20 protein-coding genes are annotated in these 22,300 nt (G+C 61.6%); 6 read left to right on the forward strand and 14 right to left on the reverse strand.

The window, feature by feature from the left end:
- Window positions 1–2: 2 nt before the first annotated feature.
- Both ACVRRC_RS15940 and lpxH read left to right on the forward strand, forming a co-directional pair.
- On the forward strand, window positions 3–497 hold the full coding sequence (locus ACVRRC_RS15940) for a peptidylprolyl isomerase (RefSeq protein WP_013982747.1): 495 nt from the start codon (window positions 3–5) through the stop codon (window positions 495–497).
- Window positions 498–503: 6 nt separating this feature from the next.
- A complete protein-coding gene (lpxH, locus tag ACVRRC_RS15945; RefSeq protein ID WP_236450463.1) occupies window positions 504–1,226 on the forward strand; it encodes a UDP-2,3-diacylglucosamine diphosphatase in 723 nt (240 codons plus the stop codon).
- Here the strand turns inward: lpxH and ACVRRC_RS15950 are convergent.
- On the reverse strand, window positions 1,223–1,828 hold the full coding sequence (locus tag ACVRRC_RS15950) for a MiaE family protein (protein ID WP_048329219.1): 606 nt from the start codon (window positions 1,826–1,828) through the stop codon (window positions 1,223–1,225). The two genes, lpxH and ACVRRC_RS15950, sit on opposite strands and share 4 nt — an antisense overlap.
- A 176-nt stretch (window positions 1,829–2,004) precedes the next feature.
- Between ACVRRC_RS15950 and ACVRRC_RS15955 the strand changes: the two genes are divergently transcribed.
- A complete protein-coding gene (locus ACVRRC_RS15955) occupies window positions 2,005–2,865 on the forward strand; it encodes a universal stress protein (RefSeq protein WP_011913188.1) in 861 nt (286 codons plus the stop codon).
- A 38-nt stretch (window positions 2,866–2,903) separates the two neighbouring features.
- Here ACVRRC_RS15955 and ACVRRC_RS15960 read toward each other — a convergent pair whose 3' ends face one another.
- Entirely contained in the window at window positions 2,904–3,380 is a 477-nt protein-coding gene (locus tag ACVRRC_RS15960) for a DUF1289 domain-containing protein (protein WP_013982744.1), read from the reverse strand.
- Between the two features lie 407 nt (window positions 3,381–3,787).
- Between ACVRRC_RS15960 and acnB the strand changes: the two genes are divergently transcribed.
- Window positions 3,788–6,397, forward strand: coding sequence for a bifunctional aconitate hydratase 2/2-methylisocitrate dehydratase (gene acnB / locus ACVRRC_RS15965; RefSeq protein ID WP_045159013.1), 2,610 nt, complete (start codon window positions 3,788–3,790; stop codon window positions 6,395–6,397).
- Between the two features lie 226 nt (window positions 6,398–6,623).
- Here the strand turns inward: acnB and ACVRRC_RS15970 are convergent, their stop codons facing one another.
- From ACVRRC_RS15970 to ppsA, 7 genes are all read right to left on the reverse strand, one after another.
- Window positions 6,624–7,616: an OmpA family protein gene (locus ACVRRC_RS15970; protein ID WP_017245063.1), complete on the reverse strand. Its 993-nt coding sequence runs from the start codon at window positions 7,614–7,616 to the stop codon at window positions 6,624–6,626.
- Between the two features lie 99 nt (window positions 7,617–7,715).
- The gene (gene sigX, locus ACVRRC_RS15975; RefSeq protein ID WP_017245062.1) at window positions 7,716–8,306 is read right to left on the reverse strand and encodes an RNA polymerase sigma factor SigX; all 591 of its coding nucleotides are present in this window, start codon (window positions 8,304–8,306) and stop codon (window positions 7,716–7,718) included.
- An 84-nt stretch (window positions 8,307–8,390) separates the two neighbouring features.
- Window positions 8,391–9,215 (reverse strand): mechanosensitive ion channel family protein, encoded by an 825-nt coding sequence (locus tag ACVRRC_RS15980; protein WP_017245061.1) that lies wholly within the window; start codon window positions 9,213–9,215, stop codon window positions 8,391–8,393.
- 2 nt (window positions 9,216–9,217) lie between these two features.
- Window positions 9,218–9,460, reverse strand: a complete 243-nt coding sequence (locus ACVRRC_RS15985) for a hypothetical protein (RefSeq protein WP_013982738.1) — start codon at window positions 9,458–9,460, stop codon at window positions 9,218–9,220.
- Between the two features lie 56 nt (window positions 9,461–9,516).
- Entirely contained in the window at window positions 9,517–10,512 is a 996-nt protein-coding gene (locus tag ACVRRC_RS15990; protein WP_020306356.1) for a zinc transporter ZntB, read from the reverse strand.
- Window positions 10,513–10,593: 81 nt separating this feature from the next.
- The gene (gene rraA, locus ACVRRC_RS15995) at window positions 10,594–11,082 is read right to left on the reverse strand and encodes a ribonuclease E activity regulator RraA (RefSeq protein ID WP_011913180.1); all 489 of its coding nucleotides are present in this window, start codon (window positions 11,080–11,082) and stop codon (window positions 10,594–10,596) included.
- A 144-nt stretch (window positions 11,083–11,226) separates the two neighbouring features.
- Entirely contained in the window at window positions 11,227–13,596 is a 2,370-nt protein-coding gene (gene ppsA / locus ACVRRC_RS16000) for a phosphoenolpyruvate synthase (protein WP_020306355.1), read from the reverse strand.
- A 154-nt stretch (window positions 13,597–13,750) separates the two neighbouring features.
- Between ppsA and ppsR the strand changes: the two genes are divergently transcribed.
- Complete coding sequence (gene ppsR / locus ACVRRC_RS16005) at window positions 13,751–14,569, forward strand: posphoenolpyruvate synthetase regulatory kinase/phosphorylase PpsR (protein WP_011913178.1); 819 nt, start codon at window positions 13,751–13,753, stop codon at window positions 14,567–14,569.
- 106 nt (window positions 14,570–14,675) lie between these two features.
- Here ppsR and prpF read toward each other — a convergent pair whose 3' ends face one another.
- From prpF to ACVRRC_RS16030, 5 genes are all read right to left on the reverse strand, one after another.
- Window positions 14,676–15,863, reverse strand: coding sequence for a 2-methylaconitate cis-trans isomerase PrpF (gene prpF / locus ACVRRC_RS16010; protein ID WP_043942320.1), 1,188 nt, complete (start codon window positions 15,861–15,863; stop codon window positions 14,676–14,678).
- 114 nt (window positions 15,864–15,977) lie between these two features.
- Window positions 15,978–18,581 (reverse strand): Fe/S-dependent 2-methylisocitrate dehydratase AcnD, encoded by a 2,604-nt coding sequence (gene acnD / locus ACVRRC_RS16015; RefSeq protein WP_014596647.1) that lies wholly within the window; start codon window positions 18,579–18,581, stop codon window positions 15,978–15,980.
- 76 nt (window positions 18,582–18,657) lie between these two features.
- A complete protein-coding gene (gene prpC / locus ACVRRC_RS16020) occupies window positions 18,658–19,785 on the reverse strand; it encodes a bifunctional 2-methylcitrate synthase/citrate synthase (RefSeq protein WP_011913175.1) in 1,128 nt (375 codons plus the stop codon).
- Between the two features lie 97 nt (window positions 19,786–19,882).
- On the reverse strand, window positions 19,883–20,770 hold the full coding sequence (gene prpB, locus ACVRRC_RS16025; RefSeq protein WP_011913174.1) for a methylisocitrate lyase: 888 nt from the start codon (window positions 20,768–20,770) through the stop codon (window positions 19,883–19,885).
- Window positions 20,767–21,492, reverse strand: a complete 726-nt coding sequence (locus ACVRRC_RS16030; RefSeq protein ID WP_126526528.1) for a GntR family transcriptional regulator — start codon at window positions 21,490–21,492, stop codon at window positions 20,767–20,769. Before ACVRRC_RS16030 ends, prpB begins: the two co-directional genes overlap by 4 nt.
- Window positions 21,493–21,758: 266 nt before the next feature.
- On the opposite strand from ACVRRC_RS16030, the gene rloA reads away from it, so the two are divergent.
- Entirely contained in the window at window positions 21,759–22,295 is a 537-nt protein-coding gene (gene rloA, locus ACVRRC_RS16035) for a retropepsin-like aspartic peptidase RloA (RefSeq protein WP_014596645.1), read from the forward strand.
- Window positions 22,296–22,300: the final 5 nt, after the last annotated feature.

The following is a 22,300-nucleotide window of genomic DNA, read 5'->3' on the forward strand; positions in this document are numbered from 1 at the left end:
CGATGATCAAACTGCACACCAACTACGGCGTCATCACCGTCAATCTGTTCGAAGACAAGGCTCCGGAAACCACTGCCAACTTCAAGGAATACGTGAAGAGCGGCCACTACGACGGCACCATCTTCCACCGCGTGATCAGCAATTTCATGATCCAGGGTGGCGGTTTCGAGCCGGGCATGAAGCAGAAGGCTACCCGCGCGCCGATCAAGAACGAGGCCAACAACGGCCTGTCGAACAAAACCGGCACTCTGGCGATGGCGCGCACCATGGAGCCGCATTCGGCATCCGCGCAGTTCTTCATCAACGTGAAGGACAACGACTTCCTTGATCACAGCGCGCCAACCGTTCAGGGCTGGGGCTATGCCGTGTTCGGCGAGGTGACCGAAGGCATGGATGTGGTCGAGAAGATCAAAGCTGTGGCAACCACCATGAAGTCCGGCCATCAGGACGTCCCGGTGGAGGACGTGGTGATCGAGAAGGCCGAGATCGTCGAGTAATCGCGAGTGATCCTGCTGATCTCAGATCTGCATCTGGAAGAGGAACGCCCGGATATCACCCGGGCGTTCCTGCATTTTCTCGCGACGCGCGCTACCCAGGCTGAAGCCCTGTACATTCTCGGTGACTTCTTCGAGGTCTGGATTGGCGACGACGCCATGACACCGTTCCAGGAGTCGATTGCCGGCGCCCTGCGTGCGCTGAGCGAGCGCGGCATCAGAATCTATCTGATGCACGGCAACCGCGACTTCATGCTCGGCCAGACCTTCTGCCACAAGGCCGGCTGCAAGCTGCTGGCTGATCCGAGCGTGGTCCAGCTCTGCGGCGAGCCGGTACTGCTGATGCACGGCGACAGCCTGTGCACCCGTGATGAGGGCTACATGCGGCTACGCCGGTTGCTGCGCAACCCCCTCAGCCTGTTCGTTCTGCGCAACCTCCCACTCGCCACTCGCCGGAAACTGGCCCGTAAGCTACGCAACGAAAGCCGTACCCAGACGCGCATGAAAGCCAGCGACATCATCGACGTCACCCCGGAGCTGATACCCGGCGTGCTGGCCGAGCATCGCGTACGCACGCTGATCCACGGCCATACCCATCGACCGGCGACACATGACCTCGAGGTAGATGGCCAACCCGCCAAGCGGATCGTGCTGGGCGACTGGGATCGACAGGGGTGGGCATTGCAGGTGGATGAAAACGGCTACCACCAGGCGCCATTCGCCCTGAGCTAGGCTGCCGCCGGCACGCCGCTGTGAAACCGGAACTCGCTGTCCGGGCTTTCGATCAGTTCCCTTTCCCGCTCGCGCACCCGAACGATGGTGGCGTCCACATCGGCGGCGTCGCCATACAGATAAGCCAGCCTGAGGTAATCCTGGAAGTGCCGCGCTTCCGACTTGAGCAGCCCGTGATAGAACTTGCCCAGCTCCTCGTCCAAGTGCGGCACGAGCATGGCGAAGCGCTCACAGGAGCGCGCCTCGATAAAGGCGCCGATCACCAGCGTGTCGGTTAACCGATAGGGTTCGTGGTTGCGCACGAGCTCGCGCAACCCTGCGGCATAGCGAGACGAGCCAACATTGCGCAACTCGATCTCGCGGCGACGGATGATCGCCAGCACCTGCTCGAAATGACGCAGCTCCTCCCGCGCCAGACGCGACATCTTGTTCTGCAGGTCGGGTTTGTCGACATAGCGGAACATCAATTGGAACGCCGACCCCGCCGCCTTTTTCTCGCAGTTGCCGTGGTCGATCAGCATCACGTCCTGGTTCTGCAAGGCAGCGTCCACCCAGGCAGCGGGAGTGGCGCAGGCGAGGAAGTCGTTCAGATCAGGCAGCATGTCGAACCTTGCATATTCAGGAACAAAATAGTGTTTCGCCGCGTGGTACCGCGCCGCAACGGGCGGGCATTATACGAATGCCGCGCGGGGCAGCCAGTCTTCCTTGATATGCATCACAACTGGCGTCGCAGGCTTGTCTATAGTTGACCAACCCGCATCAGGAAATGGAGCCGATCATGCAAGCCATTCGCTGCATCCTCGTGGTAATTGATCCGAACCAGCCACAAGAGCTGGCCTTGAAACGAGCACGCCTGATCTCGACCGTCAGCCAGTCGCGTCTGCACCTGTTGGCCTGTGATGCCAAGCACGATCACAGCGGGCATCTAGCGAATCTGCGTGCGCAGCTGGAAAGCGAGGGGCATCAGGTCACCACACAACAGGCATGGCACGAAAGTCTGCACCAGACCATCATCGCTGCCCAGCAGGCCGAGGGCTGTGGTCTGGTCGTCAAGCAACACGTGCCGGACAACCCGCTCAAGCGCGCCCTGCTTACGCCGGAAGACTGGAAGCTGCTGCGCTATTGCCCCTGCCCGGTGCTGATGGTGAAAACCGACAACCCATGGACCGGTGGCAACATCCTCGCTGCGGTGGATGTGGGCAATGCCGATCTCGAGCACCGTACGCTCCACGCCACCATCGTCAACCACGGCTACGAGATCGCCAACCTGGCTGACGGCAAGCTGCATGTGATCAGCGCGCACCCTTCCGCCATGCTGTCCGCGGCCGACCCGGCGTTCCAGTTGAAAGAAACCATCGAGGCGCGTTATCGCGAGGCCTGCAAGCGCTTCCAGGAGGAGTTCGATATTCCGGACGCACAGCTGCACGTCGAGGAGGGTCCGGCCGATGCGCTGATCCCCAGGGTCTGTCATCAGCTCAAGGCCGTCGTCACGGTCATCGGCACAGTGGCACGCACGGGCTTCTCCGGCGCGCTGATGGGCAATACCGCCGAAGTGGTGCTCGATACGCTGGAAAGCGACGTGCTGGTACTCAAGCCGGACGACGTCATCGACCACCTCGAAGATCTGGTCCGCCATTGAGACCGTAGAAACGAAAGCCCTGCAGCGGGCTTTCGTTCTCAGATGCGCAGATCCATGCCTTCACGCAGGAAGCGCGGCGCGATGTAACGCTCGTAGTGGGCTTCGGACAGCAGAAAGAATTCCCGGTCGACCGCGTCGCGCAGCTCCGGTAGCGGCCACTCGCGAAATTCCGGAAGCAGGACGACGCCATAGGCCTCGAGCTGCTGAATGACCCGAGCGCCGCGAGCTATCAATTGATATGCCCAGCAATAGGGCGATTGCTCCGGGACGAAACGGATCTGTCGGGCCTCCAACTGCTGGCGAAGCAACTGCGGGTCGAACACCTCGAGTTTGGCCGCCATGACCTGAGCCAATAGGGTTTCCAGCCGCCGCCATACCGCACGCTTTTCCATATCGTCATAGGCGTTCCAGTTCACCACCTCGTGGTGAAAGCGCTTGCAGCCGCGGCATACGACGTCACCGTAGACAGTCGAGCAGAGACCTATGCATGGGGTTTTGATGCGCTGGCTGGACATGGCAGAACAGGTTTGATGGCCGGCCGCGCATCTTAGACTTTTGTCCAACCGGGGTCACCCGGCTTTGCATGCGGATCGGCCGAATCCCTCCGCGAGCCCTGTGATTGGCGGCCCCGAGCTTGTCCGGAGAAGCGCGCCAGACACGACTCGCACCCCAGCGGCCAGCCGCGCTCGACTTAACTTCGTGAGCCATTTCCGCTAGACTCAGCCCGCCGTTTTTGGCGCCATAGTCCGCACGAAGCTGTTTTCAAAGCGTCACGAGCACAGTTTGACCCGGCAACGTGCCGGATGCGCAGAGCTGCCTGTTCCCTGCTCATCCGGCCTCGTCCGCCAGCGTAAAACTTTGAAAACAGCTTCCGGATGCGCGTCCCGAAACACCCAAGGGACCAATGATGAGGGTAAAAACTGTGCTTGAAGCCTATCGCAAACACGTAGAAGAGCGTGCCGCCCAGGGCGTTGTGCCCCAGCCGCTGAACGCCGAACAGACCGCCGGCCTGATCGAACTGCTGAAGAACCCGCCAGCGGGCGAAGAAGCATTCCTCGTTGACCTGATCACCAACCGCGTCCCCGCGGGCGTCGACGAGGCTGCCTACGTCAAGGCCGGCTTCCTGTCCGCCCTGGCCAAGGGCGAAACCTCCTCTCCGCTGCTGAGCAAGCAGCGTGCCGTCGAACTGCTGGGCACCATGCAGGGCGGCTACAACATCGCCACCCTGGTCGAGCTGCTGGACAGCGCGGAACTGGGCGCAGTCGCCGCCGAGCAACTGAAGCACACCCTGCTGATGTTCGACGCCTTCCATGACGTCGCCGAGAAGGCCAAGGCCGGCAACCAGCACGCCAAGGCCGTCATGCAGTCCTGGGCCGAAGGCGAGTGGTTCACCAACCGCCCGGCGGTTGCCGAAAAGATCACCCTGTCCGTCTTCAAGGTCACTGGCGAAACCAACACCGACGACCTGTCGCCGGCTCCGGATGCCTGGTCGCGCCCGGATATCCCGCTGCACGCTCTGGCCATGCTGAAAATGGCTCGCGACGGCATCAACCCGGACGTACCCGGTTCCGTCGGTCCGATCAAGCAGATGGAAGAGCTGAAAGCCAAAGGCTTCCCGGTTGCCTATGTCGGTGACGTGGTCGGTACCGGTTCTTCGCGCAAGTCCGCCACCAACTCGGTGCTGTGGTTCTTCGGCGACGACATCCCCTTCGTTCCGAACAAGCGCGCTGGCGGCTTCTGCTTCGGCACCAAGATCGCCCCGATCTTCTACAACACCATGGAAGACGCCGGCGCCCTGCCGATCGAGTTCGACTGCAGCAACCTGGCCATGGGCGACGTGATCGACGTCTATCCCTACGCTGGCAAGGTCTGCAAGCACGGTACCGAAGAAGTCATCACCACCTTCGAGCTGAAGACCGAAGTCCTGCTGGACGAAGTCCGTGCCGGCGGCCGCATTCCGCTGATCATTGGCCGCGGCCTCACCGAGAAGGCGCGTGCCGAGCTGGGCCTGGCGCCGTCCACCCTGTTCAAGAAGCCGGAAGCTCCGGCGGACAGCGGCAAAGGCTTCACCCTGGCACAGAAGATGGTCGGTCGCGCCTGCGGTCTGCCGGAAGGCCAGGGCGTGCGCCCGGGCACCTACTGCGAGCCGAAGATGACTACCGTGGGCTCCCAGGACACCACTGGCCCGATGACCCGCGACGAGCTGAAGGACCTGGCTTGCCTGGGCTTCTCCGCTGACCTGGTCATGCAGTCGTTCTGCCACACCGCGGCCTATCCGAAGCCGATCGACGTCAACACCCACCACACCCTGCCGGACTTCATCATGACCCGCGGCGGTGTGTCCCTGCGTCCAGGCGACGGCATCATCCACAGCTGGCTGAACCGCATGCTGCTGCCGGACACCGTCGGCACTGGCGGCGACTCGCACACCCGCTTCCCGATCGGTATCTCCTTCCCGGCGGGTTCTGGCCTAGTCGCCTTCGCCGCCGCCACTGGCGTCATGCCGCTGGACATGCCGGAGTCGGTACTGGTGCGCTTCAAGGGTCAGATGCAGCCTGGCATCACCCTGCGCGACCTGGTTCATGCGATTCCCTACTACGCCATTCAGCAAGGCCTGCTGACCGTCGAGAAGAAAGGCAAGAAGAACATCTTCTCCGGCCGCATCCTCGAGATCGAAGGTCTGAACCAGCTGACCGTCGAGCAGGCGTTCGAGCTGTCCGACGCCTCCGCCGAGCGTTCGGCTGCCGGTTGCACCATCAAGCTGCCGGAAGAGTCGATCGCCGAGTACCTGAAGTCGAACATCACCATGCTGCGCTGGATGATCAGCGAAGGCTACGGCGATGCCCGCACTCTGGAGCGTCGCGCTCGCGCGATGGAAGCCTGGCTGGCCAACCCGCAGCTGCTGGAAGCCGACAAGGACGCCGAATACGCGGCCGTGATCGAGATCGACCTGTCCGAAGTGAAAGAGCCCGTGCTTTGCGCACCGAACGACCCGGACGATGCCCGCCTGCTGTCCACCGTTGCCGGCGAGAAGATCGACGAAGTCTTCATCGGTTCCTGCATGACCAACATCGGTCACTTCCGCGCTGCCGGTAAGCTACTGGACAAGGTCAAGGGCGGCATCCCGACCCGTCTGTGGCTGGCTCCGCCGACCAAGATGGACGCTCACCAGCTGACCGAGGAAGGCTACTACGGCATCTACGGCAAGGCCGGTGCGCGCATGGAAATGCCGGGCTGCTCGCTGTGCATGGGTAACCAGGCGCGCGTACAGACCGGTTCGACCGTGGTCTCCACTTCGACCCGTAACTTCCCGAACCGTCTGGGCGACGCAACCAACGTCTACCTGGCATCGGCCGAGCTGGCTGCAGTCGCATCCATCATCGGCAAGCTGCCGACTGTCGCAGAGTACATGGAATACGCGAAGAACATCGACAGCATGGCTGCCGACATCTATCGCTACCTGTCCTTCGACCAGATCGCCGAGTTCCGTGACGCTGCGGAAAAGGCCAAGATCAAGGTCGTCGAAGTCTGATGACTGCGTAAGGCAATAAAAAACCCCGCTCCGGCGGGGTTTTTTATGCCCAGTGATTTCTTCGGAATCCGATTGACGCTGATCCGGGCGCAGTCGTGTGCGCCGCCTAACCCACCGGGGAATCACCAGCGCACCGCTGTGGCGGAAGCCCCGGCAACGTTTGCTGCAGGCAAAGAAAAGCCCGGTCTATGCCGGGCTTTTCGAGCTTGAAGGCCTCAGTTCAGCATTACTGAACCTGAGCTTCTACCTCGGCCTCTACACGACGGTTGATCTGACGACCTTCCTCGGTGGAGTTGTCAGCGACCGGGCGGGACTCGCCGTAGCCAACGGAGTTCACACGATTACCCTGAACACCGTACTCGTTGACCAGCACGTTGCGCACAGCTTCGGCGCGACGCTCGGACAGACGCTGGTTGTATTGGTCGGTACCAACGGAGTCGGTGTGACCTTCAACCACGGTGGTGGTCTGCGGGTACTGCTGCATGAAGTCAGCGAGGTTCTTGATGTCGCTGTAGCTTTCTTCGCGGACGCGCGACTTGTCGAAATCGAACTTGACGTCCAGTTCGACACGCACGACTTCCGGAGCCGGTTCCGGCTCGGTGTCGACGATCGGAGCCGGAGCCGGTTCCGGAGTCGGCTCAACGGCTGCGACCTGACGGGCGCCGCCACCGAAGTTCAGGCCGACACCAACGCCAGCCATCCACTCGGCTTCGTCGGCATCGATGTTGTACATGCCGTCAACGCTCGCCTTGGCGAAGAAGTTCTCGGTGAAGTAGTACTTCACGCCAGTACCCACGTTGGCGAAGGTGCTGCGGTCACGACCACCACGATCGGCTTGGCCGATGCTCTGGTGCGCAACGCCAGCGGAAACGTACGGACGCAGACCAACACCCGGAGCACCGAAGTGGTACGCGGCGTCAAGGGAAGTCAGGCTGCCCTTGATGTTCTTGTGGCTGCCATCGGCGCCAACCGGATCCTTGGAGGTCAGGTCGTGATACTCGCCATAGGAAAGACCCAGCGAAACATCGTCGGTAAGGAAGTAGCTGACGCCAGCACCGTAGAGCTCGCCGTCACGCTGTACGTCACGCGAGCTATCGGTGAAGTAGTGCTTGCCGAACGCTTCCACCTCTACGGCACCCTGTCCTTGGGCCAGCGCGCTAAGAGAAGTGGCGGCAACCATCGAACCGATAACGACGCCTAAGGTGTTTTTAAGTTTCATCCGTAAATCCCCATCTGGTGGTTAGAATCAGAACAATCTAAGGAAACCGGCTGTCTGTATGCCCAAGCTGTTCGCAAGGTATAAGACAAGTTTCCGGGATTAAGTTTCAGCGGTGTCCGAAAATTTTTCTCGCAGCTTGTCGAGCGCGCGCTTGTATCGCATCTTCGTCGCGCTTAAACCCATGTGCATGATATCGGCAATTTCCTGGAACTCGAGTTCAGCAACAAAACGCAACACCAATATCTCGCGATCGATTGGATTCACATGTACGAGCCATCGGTCGAGACCGGCCTTCTCTTCGATCTTTGGCGCCTTTTCGTCTGAGGCTTCCTCGAGCGGATCCAGGCTCAGCGCATCGAGCAGGCGTCGCTTGCGGCGCTCTTTGCGATATTGGGTGATGCACTCATTATAAGTGATGCTATATAGCCAGGTCTTGAACTTGGACTTACCTTCAAAGTTCTTCAGGCCATATAGAACCTTGAGCATTACTTCCTGACAGACATCGTCGGCGTCTCGCTCGTTTCCCAAATAGCGGGCACATACATTGAACAGCGTGCGCTGATATCGGCGCATGAGTTCTTCATAGGCCCGCGTAATATGAAACAGCTCGACATGCGCATGCTGCACCAGCTCTTCATCGGTGAGCTGGCGAGGGTCGTAGCGCGATATGGACGATGGGGTTTTAGTCAAGACGCTTCGAGCCGGCAATCAAAGTCACGGCCGCCATTCATGGAAACCGGAAAAAAGGCGACGTACTTTACCAGAATCGGATGGCTAGCGGCTGCCGACGCGCTGCTCGAGCAGCACTTTGTTGGCAACCGAAGCCAGCTCGCCGTCATCGGTCAGCAGCAATGTCTTGACCGTCCCGATCTCCTCGATCTGCCCTTCGATGTCTGCCAGGCGCACACGCTGGCCCACTTCGTACAGCTCGCGAACATATATACCTGCCAGGATCTGGCCGACCAGTTCGCGGCTACCGAGACCGAACGCCAGCGCCACCGCAAGGCCAAAGGTGATCAGCACGATGGCGATGACGTAGTTCAGCAGTTCGGTCTTGACCTCCAGCTGACCAATAGCCACCGAGATGCTGATGATGATCACCAGACCCTGTGCAATCCGGGCCAGGCCGTTGGCGTAGTCCAGCCCCACGCTTTCCGCAGCGCCGCGAACGAGACCACTGAGCACCTGTGCGAGCAGCACGCCAGCCAGCAGAATCAACGCCGCACCGAATACTTTCGGCACGTAGAGCGCAAGCATGTCCAGGGTCGCCGATACCCGCTCCAGTCCGAGCGATTCCGCAGCCGAAACCAAGAAAATCAGGAGGACGAACCAGTACACCACCTTGCCGATCAAGGCCGATACCGGAATGCGTATGCCCGCCCGTCCCAGCAACTTGGTGAGGCCGGTTCCGGCCATCAGGCGATCCAGCCCCAATTTGGCGAGAACCTTGGAAAGCAGCGTGTCCAGGAGCTTGGCCACCACGAAACCGAGCAGCACCACGACCAGTGCGCCGAAAAGGCGGGGAATGAAGGCCGCGACAGATGCCCAGAGCGAACTCATCGCCGCCAGCAGACTTTGGGTCCAGGGATCGAATTCCATGATCAATCAGCCTTATCGAACGAACGGTGGGAGGTGCCTCGACGAGAGACGGGAGCGAGATGACCTTTGCCGCTGTTGGCGGCCATCATCAGTGCTTGCAGCCAGTGGCCGATCAGCGCGAACAGATCGCCAGCCCCTACCTGACGGTTGGCCGTTTTCAGAACGCGCCCCAGACAAGCATCGTCGTCATGGACGGACGGCTTGTTGAGCAGGTCGCGCAGGGATTCTTCGAAGGGATCGCGCATGCAAACCTCGCAAAAGTATGTCGCCTAGACGGCCTACGACCGGGTGGGAGTCACATTCATAGCCAACGCAAACGGCGAAGCATCCACCACTGCAGCAAGGCGATACTGCCGATCAGTACGCAGGCTACGGCGAACCCGTACGGGAAGTCGGCACCTGGGATACCCCCGACGTTGATTCCGAGCAACCCGGTGAGAAAGCTGAGCGGCAGAAAAAAGCCCGTAATGATAGCAAGCAGATACATGGTCCGGTTCATCCGCTCGCTCAGCCTGCGGTGTTCAGACTCCAGCACGAGATTGATCCGCTCCCGGACCATTTCGAGCTCTTCGAGGTAACGGGTCAGGCGGTTGCTGAGCTCGTTCCAATACTCGGTATCGTCATCGACGAACCAGCTCAGTCCGTTGCGCGTCAGCTGCCCGTAGAGCTCCCGCTGGGGCAGCAGGAACCGGCGCAGGCCAGCCGCCTGCCGACGCAAGGAGAGCATCGAATCGTGCTCGGGGGTGTAGCGCTCGTTCGCCTCAAGCGCTTCTTCTTCCTTATCGATCCGCTCGGAAAGCTGCATGACGAGGTCATCGACGCGGTCGGTCATCGCCTCGGCGAGATAGATCAGCAGCTCAGACGCGGTCTTCGGCCCTCTTCCCTCCGACAGCAGCTGTATGACCACTTCCGTAGATCGCAATGGCCGCAGCCGAAGGGAAATGACGCGTTGCCGATCGGCGAACACCCGCACGGACACCATGTCTTCCGGTTCCGCATCGGGGTTCAGATTGACGCCGCGCAGGAAAAGCAGCAGCTCCTCCTGAGGCAAGGCCAGCATGCGGGGCCGCGTGTTCTCTTCCAGCAGCACATCGCAGGCAAACGCACTGAGTCCGCTCTGCCTGCGCAACCATTGCTGCGCCTGGGGTTGGCTGCGATCCCAGTGCAACCAGAGGCTTTCATGCGCCTGCAGTTGCAAGGTCGGCAGGGCCTGATAGCCGATCTGTCGGGCACCGCCGCTGCCATCCAGAACAAACGCGTGGATCAGACCGTTTTGCTCGCTATGAGATTCCCGCATCGATGTACCGTCGTCACTCATGAAAAGCCCGGCGAAGCCGGGCTCGGAACAGATGACGGGCATGCCCGCCAGTGCAGCGGATTACTGGGGCATCGACAGCGGCTCTGGCGACACAATGATGCCGTTGTTATCGGCATACACGTACTCGCCCGGACGGAACGTCACGCCGCAAAAGGTCACCGGGACGTTGAGATCGCCAATTCCACGCTTGTCGGTCTTCATCGGGTGGCTGGCCAGGGCCTGTACGCCCAGCTCGGTCTGAGCGAGCACGTCGACGTCACGTACGCAGCCGTAAATGATCAGACCTTCCCAACCGTTGCGTGCCGCTTTCTCGGCAAGCATGTCGCCCAGCAGCGCACGGCGCAGCGAGCCACCACCGTCGACGACCATCACCTTGCCGGTACCATCGACGTCAACCTGGTCCTTGACCAGCGAGTTGTCCTCGAAGCACTTGATGGTCACGATCTCCCCGCCGAAGGAATCGCGACCGCCGAAATTGCTGAACAGCGGTTCGACGACCTGCACCAGGTCAGGATAGGCGTCGCACAGATCAGGCGTGACGTATTGCATGGAAAGCTCCTTCTGCTAGGAATAACGACCTTAGAACCATCTGGCGCGACATATTAGCCGCAAGCGGCCAATGGCGGAACGGACAGGGATTTTCGGCGCAAATGAAAACGGGGCTGACGCCCCGTTTTCGATCTACCGCAACGGTCAGATCTGGCGATCAGCCAGGAAGAACCAGGTGTCCAGCACGGAATCCGGGTTCAGCGACACGCTCTCGATGCCCTGCTCCATCAGCCACTTGGCCAGATCCGGATGATCCGACGGGCCCTGACCGCAGATACCGATGTACTTGCCAGCCTTGTTGCACGCCTGGATGGCATTGGCGAGCAGCTTCTTCACCGCCGGATTACGCTCGTCGAACAGGTGGGCAATGATGCCGGAGTCGCGATCCAGGCCCAGAGTCAGCTGAGTCATGTCGTTGGAACCGATGGAGAAACCATCGAAGAACTCGAGGAACTCGTCAGCCAGCAGAGCGTTGGACGGCAGCTCGCACATCATGATGACCCGCAGGCCATTCTCGCCACGCTTGAGCCCGTACTTCGCCAGCAGATCGACAACCTGGGATGCTTCGCCCAGTGTGCGCACGAACGGCACCATCAGCTCGACGTTGGTCAGCCCCATGACGTCGCGGACCTTCTTCATCGCGCGGCATTCAAGCTCGAAGCAGTCGCGGAACGAGTCGCTGATATAGCGCGAGGCTCCGCGGAAGCCCAGCATCGGGTTCTCTTCTTCCGGCTCGTACAGCTTGCCGCCGATCAGGTTGGCGTACTCGTTGGACTTGAAGTCCGACAGGCGCACGATGACCTTCTTGGGCCAGAACGCCGCTGCCAGGGTGCTGACGCCCTCGACCAGTTTCTCGACATAGAAGTTGACCGGGTCGTCGTAACCAGCGATGCGCTTCTCGACGCTGCTCTTCACGTCGGCCGGCAGGCCTTCGAAATTCAGCAGCGCCTTGGGGTGCACGCCGATCATGCGGTTGATGATGAACTCGAGGCGGGCCAGGCCGACGCCTTCGTTCGGCAGGTGGGCGAAGTCGAAGGCGCGATCCGGGTTGCCGACGTTCATCATGATCTTGAACGGCAGCTCCGGCATGGCGTCGATGGAGTTCTGGCGAATGTCGAAGCCCAGTTCGCCATCGAAGATCAGGCCGGTATCGCCTTCCGCACAGGAGACAGTAACGCGCTGGCCATCCTTGAGGACTTCGGTGGCATTGCCGCAGCCAACTACTGCCGGAATACCCAGCTCACGGGCGATGATCGCTGCGTGACAGGTACGCCCGCCGCGGTTGGTGACGATGGCGCTGGCGCGCTTCATCACCGGTTCCCAATCCGGATCGGTCATGTCGGAGACCAGCACGTCGCCCGGCTGGACCTTGTCCATCTCGCTCACGTCGTGGATGACCTTGACCGGGCCTGCGCCGATGCGCTGGCCGATGGCACGACCCTCGACCAGTACGGTGCCCTTCTCCTTCAGCAGGTAACGCTCCATCACGTTGGCGCTGCTGCGGCTCTTCACGGTTTCCGGACGGGCCTGGACGATGTACAGCTTGCCGTCGTCACCGTCCTTGGCCCATTCGATGTCCATCGGGCGGCCGTAGTGCTTCTCGATGATCATCGCCTGCTTGGCGAGGTTGGTGACCTCTTCATCGGTCAGGCAGAAGCGCGCACGGTCGGCCGCATCGACGTCGACAGTCTTGACCGACTTGCCGGCCTTGGCTTCGTCGCCATAGACCATTTTGATCGCCTTGCTGCCCAGGTTGCGGCGCAGGATAGCCGGGCGACCGGCTTCCAGAGTCTGCTTGTGAACGTAGAACTCGTCCGGGTTGACCGCGCCCTGCACGACGGTTTCGCCAAGGCCGTAGGCGCCGGTGATGAAGACCACATCACGGAAGCCCGATTCGGTGTCGAGGGTGAACATCACACCAGCGGTGCCGGTTTCCGAGCGGACCATGCGCTGTACACCGGCAGACAGGGCGACCAGCTTGTGGTCGAAGCCCTGGTGCACGCGGTAGGCGATGGCACGGTCGTTGAACAGGGAAGCGAACACTTCCTTGGCCGCGCGGATCACGTTGTCCACGCCTCGGATGTTGAGGAACGTTTCCTGCTGGCCGGCGAAGGACGCATCCGGCAGGTCTTCGGCGGTGGCCGAGGAGCGGACCGCGACGGCCATGTTGTCGTTGCCGCCGGACATTTCGGCGAAGGCCTTGCGAATGTCGGCATCGAGCTGCGGCGGGAACTCGGCGTCCATGACCCACTGGCGGATCTGCGCGCCGGCCTTGGCCAGGGCGTTGACGTCATCCACATCGAGGGCATCGAGCAGAGCGTGGATCTGATCGTTCAGACCGCTGAGTTCGAGGAAGTCGCGATAGGCCTGAGCCGTCGTGGCGAAACCGCCCGGTACGGAAACGCCGGCACCGGCGAGGTTGCTGATCATCTCGCCCAGGGAGGCGTTCTTGCCCCCTACACGCTCAACGTCATGATTGCCGAGCTTATCGAGGGAAACTACGTACTCTACCAAGGTGATCTCTCCACATTAGTGTTGGAAACTCAACCGGAGCCGGGCCGCACGACTGTGGCCCGACCCTGCAAAATAAGTAACAATGCCCGCCAACCGGGCTCGGCGAAGGGCCTACTATAGCTGGGAACCGTTCTCGACTTAAGGCCCAAGGCACATGAAACGAACTGCTTTCTTCATTTCGGACGGCACAGGCATCACCGCGGAAACCCTGGGCCAGAGTCTTCTGGCACAGTTCGAGAACATCACTTTCACGAAACTGACGCGCCCGTACATCGACACCGCGGAAAAAGCGCGGGCCATGGTACAGCAAATCAATAATGCCGCGGAAAAGGACGGTGGCCGGCCGATCATCTTCGACACGCTGGTTAACCAGGAAATCCGTGACATTCTGGCCGAATCCAATGGCTTCATGATCGATATCTTCTCTTCGTTCCTTGCTCCGCTGGAACATGAGCTGATGTCACGTTCCTCCTATTCCGTGGGCAAATCCCACTCGATCAGCCACAACACCAACTACATGGAGCGTATCGAGGCAGTCAATTTCGCCCTCGACAACGACGATGGTGCGCGCACCCGCTACTACGACAAGGCGGACCTGATCCTGGTTGGCGTTTCCCGCTGCGGCAAGACGCCAACCTGCCTGTACATGGCGATGCAGTACGGCATCCGCGCCGCCAACTACCCGCTCACCGAGGACGACATGGAGCGCCTGCAGCTGCCCAGTGCCCTCAAGGAGTACAAGGACAAGCTGTTCGGTCTCACCATCGACCCGGACCGCCTGGCTGCCATCCGCAACGAACGCAAGCCCAACAGCCGCTACGCCAGTTTCGCCCAATGCGAATTCGAAGTGCGCGAAGTGGAAAACCTGTTCCGCCGCGAGAACATCAACTTCATCAACTCCACGCATTTTTCGGTCGAGGAAATCTCGGCCAAGATCCTGGTGGAGAAAGGCGTCGAGCGTCGACTCAAATAACCGCCGCTTCGCTAGACAACAAAAAGTCCGCTTGGTGCGGACTTTTTGCGTTCAAGGCGCAAGAAAAATCTGCGCAGGACCCACTCGACCTGGTCGTGTACCAGCCTTAGAAGGAATCACCGGGGACCCGCACCCAGCCTTCCATCAGCACCCGCGCGCTGCGGCTCATGATGGCTTTGGTCACGGTCCACTGGCCGTCTATCTGCTTCGCCTCGGCACCGACGCGCAACGTGCCGGACGGATGCCCGAAGCGCACGGCCTGACGCTCACCACCACCCGCGGCGAGATTGACCAGCGTACCGGGCACCGCCGCCGCCGTGCCGATGGCCACCGCACAGGTACCCATCATGGCGTGGTGCAGCTTGCCCATGGACAGTGCGCGGACGAGCAGATCGACCTCGCCCGCCTCGATGTTCTTGCCGGACGACGCACGATAGCTTTTAGGCCGGGAAACGAACGCAACCTTCGGCGTGTGCTGGCGGGTCAACGCCTCCTCCGCGGTCTTGATCAAGCCCATCCGCAGCGCACCGGCCACACGAATCGACTCCAGACGAGCCAGCGCCTCCGGATTGCCGTTGATGTCCTCACGCAACTCCGTGCCCTGATAGCCGATGTCCTCGGCATTGACAAATACTGTCGGGATGCCCGCACTGATCATGGTTGCCTTGAGCGTGCCGATACCGGGCACCTCCAGGTCGTCGACCAGGTTGCCGGTAGGAAACATCGAGCCGCCCTCCTCGCCATCATCGGACGGATCGAGGAATTCCAGTACGATTTCCGCAGCCGGAAAGGTCACACCGTCCAGCTCGAAGTCGCCGGTTTCCTGTACCTGCCCGTTGGCTACCGGCACATGGGCGATGATGGTTTTGCCGATGTTGGCCTGCCAGATCCGCACTACGCAGGTGCCGTTGTCCGGGATACGCGAGGCGTCCACCAGCCCTGCGTGCAGCGCGAAGGCACCGGCGCCGGTAGAGAGGTTGCCGCAGTTACCGCTCCAGTCGACGAAGGGCTTGTCGATCGACACCTGGCCATAGAGGTACTCGACGTCGTGATCGGGGCGACTGCTCTTCGACAGAATGACGCATTTGCTGGTGCTCGATGTGGCGCCGCCCATGCCATCGATGTGCGCCGAGTACGGGTCAGGGCTGCCGATCACGCGCATGAACAGCTTGTCGCGCGCAGCACCCGGCACCTGGCAGCTCTGCGGGAGATCCTGCAGACGGAAGAACACGCCCTTGCTGGTGCCGCCACGCATGTAGGTGGCAGGAATCCTGATCTGGGGAAAATGAGCCATGGGAATCTGGTCCTCATGAAGCTGCGCCACCGGACGGTCGCGCAGGAATGAAATGTCGCCGCTGCGCACACGCTCTGCGAACGAACCACAGAGCATGTGCGGAACTGGCGTGCCTCAGGCCTGGCCGAGGAAATCCTTGGCGAAGCGCTGCAGTACGCCACCGGCCTGGTAGACGCTGACCTCGGCCGCGGTGTCGAGGCGGCACGTGACCGGCACGCGGGTCTCTTCCCCATTCTTGCGATGCACGACCAAGGTCAGATCGCAACGCGGCGACAGTTCGCCTTCGATGTCGTAGGTTTCGGTGCCGTCAAGGCCGAGGGTCAGGCGGGTGGTGCCCGGCTTGAACTCGACCGGCAGCACGCCCATACCCACCAGGTTGGTACGGTGGATGCGCTCGAAGCCTTCGGCGACGATCACTTCCACGCCGGCCAGACGCACGCCCTTGGCCGCCCAGTCACGCGAGCTGCCCTGGCCATAGTCGGCACCGGCGACGATGATCAGGTTCTGCTTGCGATTCATGTAGGTTTCGATGGCTTCCCACATGCGCATGACCTGGCCTTCCGGCTCGACACGGGCCAGCGAGCCCTTCTGCACCTTGCCATCGACCACGGCCATTTCGTTGACCAGCTGCGGGTTGGCGAAGGTGGCGCGCTGTGCGGTCAAGTGATCGCCGCGATGGGTTGCGTAGGAATTGAAGTCCTCCTCCGGCAGGCCCATTTTGGCCAGGTACTCGCCCGCCGCCGAATCCGGCAGGATGGCATTGGATGGCGACAGGTGATCGGTGGTGATGTTGTCCGGCAGGATCGCCAGCGGTCGCATGCCCTTGAGGGTACGCTCGCCAGCCAGCGCGCCTTCCCAGTACGGCGGCCGGCGAATGTAGGTAGACATCGGGCGCCAGTCGTACAACGGACTCTTTGCCTCCTCGATGCTGCCCAGGTCGAACATCGGGATGTAGACCTGCTTGAACTGCTCCGGCTTGACCGAGGCGGCGACGATGGCGTCGATCTCCTCGTCGGATGGCCAGAGGTCCTTCAGAGTGACCGGATGGCCGTTCTTGTCGGTGCCCAGCACGTCCTGTTCGATGTCGAAGCGCACGGTGCCGGCGATGGCGTAGGCCACCACCAACGGCGGCGAGGCCAGGAAGGCCTGCTTGGCGTACGGGTGGATGCGTCCGTCAAAGTTGCGGTTGCCGGACAGCACTGCCGTGGCATACAGGTCACGGTCGATGATTTCCTGCTGGATCTTCGGGTCCAGCGCACCGGACATGCCGTTACAGGTCGTGCACGCATAGGCGACGATGCCGAAGCCAAGCTTCTCCAGTTCCGGCAGCAGGCCCGCCTCTTCCAGGTACAGCTTGGCCACCTTCGAGCCCGGCGCAAACGACGTCTTCACCCAGGGCTTGCGTACCAGCCCCAGTTCGTTGGCCTTTTTGGCCAGCAGGCCCGCCGCGACCACGTTGCGCGGGTTGGAGGTATTGGTGCAGCTGGTGATGGCGGCGATGATCACCGCGCCATCCGGCAACAGGCCTTCGGCCTCCTCGGCACGTGCGGCGGCCAGCTTGGCCTCGTCGGCGATGCCACGCTCGTGCAGTGCCGACGTCGGCAGACGCTTGTGCGGGTTGCTCGGGCCGGCCATGTTGCGCACCACGCTGGACAGGTCGAATTCGAGCACGCGCTCGTACTCGGCGCCTTCCAGAGCTGTCGCCCACAGGCCGGTTTCCTTGGCGTACTGCTCGACCAGGGCAACCTGCTCCGGTTCGCGGCCGGTCAGTTTGAGGTACTCGATGGTCTGCTGGTCGATGTAGAACATCGCGGCGGTGGCGCCGTACTCCGGGCACATGTTGGAAATGGTGGCGCGGTCACCGATGGACAGACTGTCGGCGCCCTCGCCGAAGAACTCCACCCAGGCTCCGACGACACGTTCCTTGCGCAGGAACTCGGTCAGCGCGAGAACGATATCGGTGGCGGTGATGCCTGGCTGACGCTTGCCGGTGAGCTTGACCCCGACGATGTCGGGCAGGCGCATCATCGAAGGCAGGCCGAGCATCACGGTCTCTGCCTCCAGGCCGCCGACGCCGATGGCGATGACGCCCAGTGCATCGACGTGCGGCGTGTGTGAATCGGTGCCCACGCAGGTGTCCGGGAAGGCTACGCCGCCGCGGGCCTGGATCACCGGGGACATCTTCTCCAGGTTGATCTGGTGCATGATGCCGTTGCCGGCGGGGATCACGTCGACGTTTTTGAACGCCGTCTTGGTCCACTCGATGAAGTGGAAACGATCCTCGTTGCGGCGCTCCTCGACGGCACGGTTCTTCTCGAAGGCGTCCGGATCGAAGCCGGCGTACTCGACGGCCAGCGAATGGTCGACGATCAGTTGGGTCGGCACCACCGGGTTGACCTTGGCCGGGTCGCCGCCCTGCTCCGCGATCGCGTCACGCAGGCCGGCGAGATCGACCAGCGCGGTCTGGCCGAGGATGTCATGGCAGACCACGCGCGCCGGATACCAGGGAAAGTCCAGATCGCGCTTGCGCTCAATGATCTGCTTGAGCGAATCGGTCAGCGCTGCCGGTTCGCAGCGGCGCACCAGCTGCTCGGCCAGCACGCGGGAGGTATAGGGCAGCTTGTCATAGGCGCCCGGCTGAATGGCTTCAATCGCCTCGCGGGTGTCGAAGTAGTCAAGCCCGGTGCCTGGCAGCGGTTTGCGGTGTTCTGTATTCATGCCGGAAGAACTCAATCCAGTAATGTTCCGAGGGGCAAGGCCTGGAGGAACCCGCACGGCGGGCTCCCCATCCCGATCAGCGCTGGGCGATCGGTACTACCTTGCGCTGTTCCGGACCGATGTACTCGGCACTCGGCCGAATGATCCGGTTGTTGCTGCGTTGTTCGAACACATGGGACGCCCAGCCGGTAACGCGCGAGCAGACGAAGATCGGCGTGAACAGCTTGGTGGGAATGCCCATGAAGTGATAAGCGGAGGCATGGTAGAAGTCGGCGTTGGGGAAGAGCTTCTTCTGCTCCCACATGGTTTCGTCGACGGCCACCGAGACCGGGTAGAGCACGGTATCGCCCACTTCGTCAGCGAGCTTCTTGGCCCAGACCTTGATTACCTCGTTGCGCGGGTCGGAGACGCTGTAGATCGCGTGGCCGAAGCCCATGATCTTGTCCTTGCGTTCGAGCATGCCGAGGATCGCTTCGCGGGCTTCTTCCGGGCTCTTCCACTGCTCGATCATGTCCATCGCCGCTTCGTTGGCGCCGCCATGCAGCGGGCCGCGCAGCGAACCGATGGCACCGGTCACGCAGGAATACAGGTCGGACAGCGTCGAAGCGCAGACACGGGCGGTGAAGGTCGAGGCGTTGAACTCGTGCTCGGCGTAGAGGATCAGCGAGACGTTCATCACCTTGACGTGCAGGTCGCTCGGCTTCTTGCCGTGCAGCAGCGCGAGGAAATGACCACCCAGGGTGTCTTCGTCGCTGGTGCAGTCGATGCGCACACCGTCATGGGTGAAGCGGTACCAGTAACACATGATGGCCGGGAAGGCCGCCATCAGGCGCTCGGCCACGTCGCGCTGCTGATCGAAGCTGAGTTCGGGCTCAAGGGTGCCGAGCACCGACGAACCGGTGCGCATCACATCCATCGGATGCGCGCTGGCCGGGATGCGCTCGAGCACTTCCTTCAGCGGCTGCGGCAGGTCGCGCATGGTCTTCAGGCGCTTTTTGTAGTCGGCCAGTTGCGCAGTGGTGGGCAGCTCGCCGTAGAACAGCAGATAGGCCACTTCTTCGAAGTCGCACTCAGCCGCCAGGTCGCGTACGTCATAGCCACGGTAGGTCAGACCGGCGCCGGTCTTGCCGACGGTGCACAGGGCGGTCTGCCCGGCGATCTGTCCGCGCAGCCCCGCACCGCTCAATACTTTTGCTTCAGCCATTGCTATCTCCTTCTTGGATTTGTTCTGGATACTGCAAATCACGTTGAAAAATGGATCGCAAAGGTCCCCGCTGGCAAATCCCGGCGGGACCTGCTCGTCAGCTCTTCTTCTGGGCGAACAGCGCGTCGAGATGCTGCTCGAACGCGTGGTAGTTGATGCGATCGTAGAGCTCCATGCGGGTCTGCATGGTGTCGATCACATTCTTCTGGGTGCCATCACGGCGCAGCGCGGTGTAGACATTCTCGGCCGCCTTGTTCATGGCGCGGAACGCCGACAGCGGATAGAGCACCAGGGAAACGTCGACGCTGGCCAGCTCCTCGGTGGTGTACAGCGGCGTGGCGCCGAACTCGGTGATGTTGGCCAGGATCGGTGCCTTCACGCGGTCGGCGAAGGTCTTGTACATGGCCAGCTCGGTGATCGCCTCTGGGAAGATCATGTCAGCACCGGCCTCGATGCAGGCTGCAGCACGATCCAGCGCGGAGTTCAGTCCTTCCACCGCCAGCGCATCGGTACGCGCCATGATCACGAAGCTGTCGTCAGTGCGCGCGTCGACCGCCGCCTTGATGCGATCGACCATTTCCTGCTGGGAAACGATTTCCTTGTTTGGACGATGGCCGCAACGCTTGGCGCCGACCTGGTCCTCGATGTGGATCGCGGCAGCGCCGAACTTGATCATCGACTTCACGGTGCGGGCCACGTTGAACGCCGAGGAGCCGAAGCCGGTGTCGACATCCACCAGCAGCGGCAGGTCGCAGACGTCGGTGATGCGACGGACGTCGGTCAGCACATCGTCGAGCCCGGTGATTCCCAGGTCAGGCAGACCCAGCGAGCCCGCGGCGACGCCACCGCCGGACAGGTAGATCGCCTTGAAGCCGGCGCGCTTGGCCAGCAGCGCATGATTGGCGTTGATCGCACCGACCACCTGCAGGGGATGTTCGCTGGCGACCGCGTCGCGAAAACGCTGACCGGGAGTTGGGAGTGTCATGCCTCACCTCTTGGTTGTGGTGTTTGCTCAAGAGCACCTTTGAAATGGCGCTCGACATTGCGCTTGGAAGCGGCGATATGGCGGCGCATCAGCAGCTCCGCCAGTTCGCCATCGCGCTCGGCGATGGCGTCCAGGATTCGGTGGTGTTCGGCGAAGGCCTGATGCGGCCGATTCGGCGTGGTGGAGAACTGGATGCGGTACATGCGCACCAGCTGGTAGAGCTCGTCGCACAGCAGCTTGGCCAGCGTGCGGTTGCCGCTGCCCTGGATGATCCGGTAGTGGAAGTCGAAGTCGCCTTCCTGCTGGTAGTAACCGACGCCAGCCTGAAACGCCTCATCGCGTTCGTGAGTGCTGAGCACCCGACGCAGCTCATCGATCTCCGCCTCGCTCATGCGTACGGCGGCCAGACGACAGGCCATGCCTTCCAGGGACTCACGAATTTCGTAGAGTTCGATCAGCTCGGCATGGCTCAGCGAAACCACGCGCGCGCCCACATGGGGAACGCGGACAAGCAGTTTCTGGCCCTCCAGCCGGTGGATAGCCTCGCGCAGCGGCCCGCGGCTGATGCCGTAGGTACGCGCCAGTTCGGGCTCGGAAATCTTGCTGCCCGGCGCAATTTCACCCTTGACGATCGCAGCCTGGATCAGGCGGAACACGTTCTCGGCAAGCGTGCCGCTATCAAGCTGCTGTACTGAAGGGGGTAGCTCAACGGTATCCAGCATGATTGTCGACAATCCGAAAGACAGTACGGCGAAATTACGCCTGCACGACCTAACCGTCAACTGACACAGACCGCCGATTGTCGACACCTTTACTAAAGTCGTACGTTCGGCATGGTCTGTATCAAGGGGTGTCAAAGCGCTGGTGGCCGTTGTAGCGCCAAGAAATCAGCATGCTAGAATGCCAGCCTTTCGCGTCCAGGCCGCTCGCCGGACCTTTCGGCGCAGGCCAGCCGGCCATTCTTCCCTTCCCTTAGATTTCAGGTTCCATGAGAGTTAAAGCCCACCTTCTGCTGCTCTGCGTACTGATCCTGCCCGCCATCGGCGTGGCTGCCGAAAAGGCGATCTACGGTCTGAACGAACACGTCGGCATTCCCGACTTCAATCTGGAAGTGGAAGCGAAACTCGACACCGGCGCGCAGACGGCATCGCTCAGCGCGCGCGACATCACTCGCTTCAAGCGCAAGGGCGAATCCTGGGTGCGCTTCTACCTGGCCGTCGACAGCGCCCATGCGCACCCCATCGAACGCCCCCTGGCGCGGATCAGCAAGATCAAACGTCGCGCCGGCGACTTCGATCCGGAAGAGGAAAAGACCTATACCGCACGACCGGTCATCGAGCTCGATCTGTGCATGGGCAAGGTCAAACGCACCATCGAAGTGAACCTCACCGACCGTACGGCTTTCCAATACCCACTTTTGATCGGTTCCGATGCGCTCACCCGCTTCGGTGCCCTGGTGGACCCAAGTCGCACCTTTATTGCCGGCAAGCCCGGTTGCCTCAACGAATCTGACGCTGACGAGTAATACCC

It is taken from the genome of Stutzerimonas sp. LR2 (assembly GCF_055755175.1).

Excerpts from the sequence above, each read along its gene's own strand:
- ACVRRC_RS15955 (WP_011913188.1), top strand. The coding sequence starts at position 2,005 with ATGCAAGCCATTCGCTGCATCCTCGTGGTAATTGATCCGAACCAGCCA.
- prpC (WP_011913175.1), bottom strand. The coding sequence starts at position 19,785 with ATGGCTGAAGCAAAAGTATTGAGCGGTGCGGGGCTGCGCGGACAGATC.
- ACVRRC_RS15940 (WP_013982747.1), top strand. The coding sequence starts at position 3 with ATGATCAAACTGCACACCAACTACGGCGTCATCACCGTCAATCTGTTC.
- ACVRRC_RS15990 (WP_020306356.1), bottom strand. The coding sequence starts at position 10,512 with ATGCGGGAATCTCATAGCGAGCAAAACGGTCTGATCCACGCGTTTGTT.
- ACVRRC_RS15980 (WP_017245061.1), bottom strand. The coding sequence starts at position 9,215 with ATGGAATTCGATCCCTGGACCCAAAGTCTGCTGGCGGCGATGAGTTCG.
- ACVRRC_RS15970 (WP_017245063.1), bottom strand. The coding sequence starts at position 7,616 with ATGAAACTTAAAAACACCTTAGGCGTCGTTATCGGTTCGATGGTTGCC.
- ACVRRC_RS15960 (WP_013982744.1), bottom strand. The coding sequence starts at position 3,380 with ATGTCCAGCCAGCGCATCAAAACCCCATGCATAGGTCTCTGCTCGACT.
- acnD (WP_014596647.1), bottom strand. The coding sequence starts at position 18,581 with ATGAATACAGAACACCGCAAACCGCTGCCAGGCACCGGGCTTGACTAC.
- rraA (WP_011913180.1), bottom strand. The coding sequence starts at position 11,082 with ATGCAATACGTCACGCCTGATCTGTGCGACGCCTATCCTGACCTGGTG.
- ACVRRC_RS16030 (WP_126526528.1), bottom strand. The coding sequence starts at position 21,492 with ATGCTGGATACCGTTGAGCTACCCCCTTCAGTACAGCAGCTTGATAGC.
- rloA (WP_014596645.1), top strand. The coding sequence starts at position 21,759 with ATGAGAGTTAAAGCCCACCTTCTGCTGCTCTGCGTACTGATCCTGCCC.
- prpB (WP_011913174.1), bottom strand. The coding sequence starts at position 20,770 with ATGACACTCCCAACTCCCGGTCAGCGTTTTCGCGACGCGGTCGCCAGC.
- prpF (WP_043942320.1), bottom strand. The coding sequence starts at position 15,863 with ATGGCTCATTTTCCCCAGATCAGGATTCCTGCCACCTACATGCGTGGC.
- ACVRRC_RS15985 (WP_013982738.1), bottom strand. The coding sequence starts at position 9,460 with ATGCGCGATCCCTTCGAAGAATCCCTGCGCGACCTGCTCAACAAGCCG.
- ppsR (WP_011913178.1), top strand. The coding sequence starts at position 13,751 with ATGAAACGAACTGCTTTCTTCATTTCGGACGGCACAGGCATCACCGCG.
- ACVRRC_RS15950 (WP_048329219.1), bottom strand. The coding sequence starts at position 1,828 with ATGCTGCCTGATCTGAACGACTTCCTCGCCTGCGCCACTCCCGCTGCC.